The following is a 4725-nucleotide window of genomic DNA, read 5'->3' as shown; positions in this document are numbered from 1 at the left end:
ATCCCGCCAAGCAGCGCGATCAGCCGGATAACGTAGTTATCGCTGGCGTCAAGCCGGTGGCGGAAGCGGCGCTCGGCTCGGTGCGCGAAGCATTAAAGGAACAGGGCCTTCCCGTCGGCGGCAAGATTACTTTCGTCGAGGCCCGCACCGCCCATGAAAGCGCTAAGGCCCATCTCGCCCGGCTGCGCCTACAGGAGCGCAAGGGCAACCTGGTCGACCGCGCTCGCGCCATGGCCATGGTGTTCAAGCTCGCCCGTCAGGAACGCGATGCCTGGGTCAACTGGCCGGCCCGCGTCGCCGCCTTGATGGCGGCCGAACTGTCGGCCTCATGCAGCGAAGCGATAGGCCATCCGATAATGATCGAGGCGCACGTCATGCAGAAGGTGCTGGAAACCAATGTACGCGCTCACCTCAGCGAATTGTCCGAGGTCCGTCTCGATCTCCGATGACCTCCCCGCCGATCCGGGCGGCTTTGACGGCTGGGAGGATATCCTTCGCAACTGGGCGCAAGGGATCAAGCCCGATCCGCTGCTCACCGTCTCCGAATGGGCCGACCGGCACCGGGTGCTGTCGTCGCGGGCGGCGGCCGAGCCGGGCCGCTATCGAACGATGCGCACGCCCTACATGCGCGCCATCATGGATGCGCTGTCGCCGGGGCATCCGGCCCAGCGCATAGTTTTTATGAAGGGAGTACAGGTCGGGGCCACCGAGGCCGGCATCAATTTTATAGGGTTTGTTATTCATCAGGCGCCGGGACCGATGCTGGCGGTTCAGCCGACGGTGGAACTGGCCAAGCGCGCCTCGCGCCAGCGCCTCGACCCGCTGATCGAGGAATGCCCGGCGTTGCGGGACAGGGTCCGTCCGTCGCGGTCTCGGGATTCCGGCAACACGGTGCTGTCCAAGGATTTTGTCGGCGGCATCCTGGTGTTGACCGGGGCCAACAGCGCGGTGGGGTTGCGCTCGATCCCGGCCCGTTATTTGTTTCTCGATGAGGTCGACGCCTATCCGGCTTCCGCCGACGAGGAAGGCGATCCGGTGACGCTGGCCGAGGCGAGGTCGCTTACCTTCGCTCATCGGCGCAAGATATTTCTGGCATCCACCCCGACCATCAAGGGGATATCGCGCATCGAGCGCGAATACGAGGCTTCCGACCAACGCCGCTTCTTTCTGCCCTGCCCCCATTGCGGGGCGAAGCAGTGGCTGAAGTTCGAACGGCTACGCTGGGAGAAGGGACGGACGGAGACGGCGCGCTATGTCTGCGAGGCCTGTGAACAGAACATCAACGAGCACCACAAGACCGCCATGCTGGAAGCGGGCGAGTGGCAAGCGACGGCGGCGTCCTCCGATCCGCTGACTATCGGTTTCCACCTGTCGGCGCTTTATTCGCCGGTGGGCTGGCTGTCCTGGGAACGAATCGCAAGGTCTTGGGAGGCGGCGCAAGGGTCAGACGAGGCTATCAAGGCGTTCAAGAACACAATGTTGGGAGAAACCTGGCAAGAGACCGGCGAGGCCCCGGACTGGCAGCGCGTCTATGACCGGCGCGAAGTCTGGCCCAACGGCGCCGTGCCGATGGGCGGGCTGTTCCTCACCGCCGGGGCCGACGTCCAGAAGGACCGCATCGAGATCGATGTCTGGGCCTGGGGGCGCGGTTTGGAAAGCTGGCTGATCGACCATATCGTTATCGAAGGTGGTCCTGAGAAAGCCGAGGCCCCCGAAGCGGCGGGCGATCCCCTGTGGGCCGAGATGGACAAGCTGTTGGGGCGCACCTGGATGCACGCCGGCGGCGCCGCCATGACAATCGCCCGGCTCGCCATCGATACCGGCTATGAGACCTCCGCCGTCTATGCCTGGGCGCGCCGGTGCGGATTCAGTCAGGTGGCCCCGGTCAAGGGCGCGGAAGGCTTCAGCCGACCCAGCCCGGTCTCGGGACCGACCTACGTTGATTCGACCGAAGGCGGCAGGAAGCTGCGCCGTGGGGCCAAACTGTGGATGGTGGCAGTCTCCACTTTCAAGACCGAGACCTATCGCTACCTGCGCCTGGAGCGCCCGACCGACGAGGAGCGGGCGGCGGGCGTTAGGTACGCCGCCGGAACGATACACCTGCCATCGTGGTTGGACAGCGAGTGGTGCAAGCAGTTGGTGGCCGAGCAATTGGTTACCGTAAAAACCCGGCGTGGGTTCAGCAAGCTTGAATGGCAAAAGATGCGCGAACGCAACGAAGCGCTCGACTGCCGGGTCTACGCCCGCGCCGCCGCCTGGATATTGGGCGCCGACCGCTGGGCGGAGAGCAAGTGGCGCGACCTGGAGAGCCAGATTGGCGCCCGGATCAAAAGTCCGGGGGCATGCCCCTGCGAACCGGCGGGGGTCGGCGTCGCCACCATTGATGCCGAAACCGTTAACGGCGGGGAAACTTCGCCGTCCGTCGCCGGACGGGTGCGCCGGGCGCCGCGACGCGGCCGCAAGATTTTTCAATCCAGCTATCTGACGTGAGCAAACTATGCTGGCAACTTAGGAATTTCAGGTTGGATCGTCTTTCTTGACCTTCGCGGAACCGTGTCCACAATGCTCCGAAAGCGGCTCGTCGCAATGGCGGATCATTTCACCGGTTTCTTTGTCCTTCACGGTTTCCAGATAGCGGTTATTCTCGCGATCAATGACACGCTCCTTGTCAACCCAGTCGTCCTTGCTCTTGCGGTAGTCGTCCCCGACAAAAAACTCTTTCTTGATGCCCTTCTTGCCGGGACCGTCCCGCAGCTTGCCCTTGACGTTGTCATGGATCGACAAGCTAACCGAATCAAATATTTCCACATTAATGGTTCGCTTTGTGGAACCGCAGTTCGGGCATGAATTCGGTTGATTTTCCTTAACAGCGGAGAGAACCGGAAGTGCGGTTCTACAGTCGCTGCAAAAGTAGCTTTGACTCACTTCCTCCATTTACGTCTCCTTTTATAATCACGGCCCTTAGGCAAAACTCCCGATGACAATAGACGAACTCAAGGCCGAACGCGAGCGGGTGCTGGCGCGGCGCAACTCGCTGGTCAGCCGGGTCAGCGTCGGCGAGCGCAGCGTCCAGTATGATCTTACCCAGGCCGACAAGGTGCTGGCCGACCTGGAGCGACGGATCGCCGCCCAGGAGCGCCGGGCGCCAGCGCGGCGCATCCTTGTCTATGCCGACAAGGGGCTGTGACCATGCTCGGCGGCATTCGGCGCAAGGTCGGCGCCTTTATCGGCGGGTTCCATGGCGGCTTCGAGGCCGCCATGGGCAACCGTCGCCTCAAGGCCTTCCAGCCATCGCGCGCCCATCTCAACACCCTGATCGCCGCCGCCGGGCCCGACATCACGGCCCGCGCCCGCTATCTGATCCGCAACAACGGCTATGCCGCCAACGCCATCGAAAGCTGGGCGGGCAACGTGGTCGGCGCCGGCATCAAGCCGTCGTCGCTGATCGGTGACGCGGAGTTGAAAGCCCGCGTTCAGAAACTATGGCTGGCGTGGACCGACGAGAGCGACGCCGAGAGCTTTACTGATTTCTACGGCCAGCAGCGGCGGGCGGCGCGCGAGGTGTTTATCGCCGGCGAAGTGTTCTTCCGTTTCCGTCCGCGCCGTCCCGAGGACGATCTGGCCGTGCCCTTGCAGTTGCAGATGATCCCGTCCGAGATGCTGCCGCTGACCAGGACCGAGACCCTGCCGTTCGGCAACGTCATACGCCAGGGCATTGAGTTCGACCGTATCGGGCGGCGGGTGGCCTATCATTTCCTGCGCCGCCATCCCGGCGACGTCACCGATCCGGGATTAGTCGGCGAGACGGCGCGCATCCCGGCCTACGAGGTGATCCACGTTATCGACCCGGTCGATGCCGGACAACTCAGGGGCATCTCCCGTTTCGCCCCGGCCATCGTCAAGATGTTCCTCTTGGATCAGTACGATGACGCCGAACTCGACCGCAAGAAGGTGGCGGCGATGTATGCGCTGTTCGTCACCACGCCAAGCCCGGCTGAGCCGTTCGACATGGCCGAGGAGACGAGCGCCGATGGCGAACGGACCATGGATGTTCAGCCCGGCCAGGTGGTGATGCTGGAGCCCGGCGAAGAAATCCAGGCGTCCACTCCGGCCGATGTCGGCGGTTCTTACGAGCCGTTCCAGCACCGCACGCTGTTGCAGGTATCCGCCGCCTTGGGCGTGCCTTATGCCTATCTCAGCAATGACATGTCGCGGGCCAACTATTCGAGTTCGCGGCTGGCGCTGCTGGAGTTCCGTCGCCGGGCCGAGGCCTGGCAGCATTCGGTCATGGTTCACCAGCTTTGCCGCATCGTTTGGCGGCGGTGGATGGACGCCGCCGTCATGTCGGGGGCCTTGGATGTTCCTGACTACGACCAGCGCCGGGCCGAGCATCTCGCCTGCGCCTGGCTGCCGCCGCGCTGGGAATGGGTCGACCCCTTGAAGGACGCCCGCGCCGAGATCGAGCAGATCGAAGCCGGTCTCAAGAGCCGGAGCCAGGCCATCGCCGAGCGCGGCTTTGACGCCGAACAGGTTGACGCCGAGATCGCCGCCGACAAGGCAAGAGAACAGACGCTGGGTCTGACGTTCGGTAAGCCGCCGCCGGGCGCTCCCGATCCGTCGCAAGACCCCACGATAGCCATCGCTTAAGGATAATCATGATCGACCTTCCCCACATCGCCTCCCGGCTGTTTGGGACGCCATTGCTGATCGCGCGGCCCAAGCTGG

4 protein-coding genes and 2 pseudogenes (1 of these 6 only partly in view) are annotated in these 4725 nt (G+C 63.7%); 5 read left to right on the top strand and 1 reads right to left on the bottom strand.

Going from position 1 to position 4725, the window contains the following annotated elements:
- Together A3H92_06215 and A3H92_06210 are read left to right on the top strand one after the other, a co-directional pair.
- A partial coding sequence (locus tag A3H92_06215; protein ID OHC75199.1) for a hypothetical protein occupies positions 1-449 on the top strand: 449 nt, incomplete at its 5' end.
- The gene (locus A3H92_06210; protein ID OHC75228.1) at positions 439-2490 is read left to right on the top strand and encodes a phage tail protein; all 2052 of its coding nucleotides are present in this window, start codon (positions 439-441) and stop codon (positions 2488-2490) included. The genes A3H92_06215 and A3H92_06210, both read left to right, overlap by 11 nt.
- 27 nt (positions 2491-2517) lie before the next feature.
- On the opposite strand, the pseudogene A3H92_06205 reads toward A3H92_06210, so the two are convergent.
- Positions 2518-2847 (bottom strand): annotated as a pseudogene (locus tag A3H92_06205) (hypothetical protein).
- A 130-nt stretch (positions 2848-2977) separates the two neighbouring features.
- Here A3H92_06205 and A3H92_06200 point away from each other — a divergent pair.
- From A3H92_06200 to A3H92_06190, 3 genes and pseudogenes are all read left to right on the top strand, one after another.
- Entirely contained in the window at positions 2978-3187 is a 210-nt protein-coding gene (locus A3H92_06200) for a hypothetical protein (GenBank protein OHC75198.1), read from the top strand.
- A gap of 2 nt (positions 3188-3189) precedes the next feature.
- Positions 3190-4647, top strand: coding sequence for a phage portal protein (locus A3H92_06195; protein OHC75197.1), 1458 nt, complete (start codon positions 3190-3192; stop codon positions 4645-4647).
- Between the two features lie 8 nt (positions 4648-4655).
- Positions 4656-4725 (top strand): annotated as a pseudogene (locus tag A3H92_06190) (phage tail protein); it runs 1256 nt beyond the window's last position.

The sequence above is a fragment of the Rhodospirillales bacterium RIFCSPLOWO2_02_FULL_58_16 genome (assembly GCA_001830425.1).
GTDB lineage: Bacteria > Pseudomonadota > Alphaproteobacteria > Rhodospirillales > 2-02-FULL-58-16 > 2-02-FULL-58-16.
The sequence above is the reverse complement of the archived record's forward strand: the minus strand, read 5'-3'. Positions and strand labels throughout refer to the sequence as shown.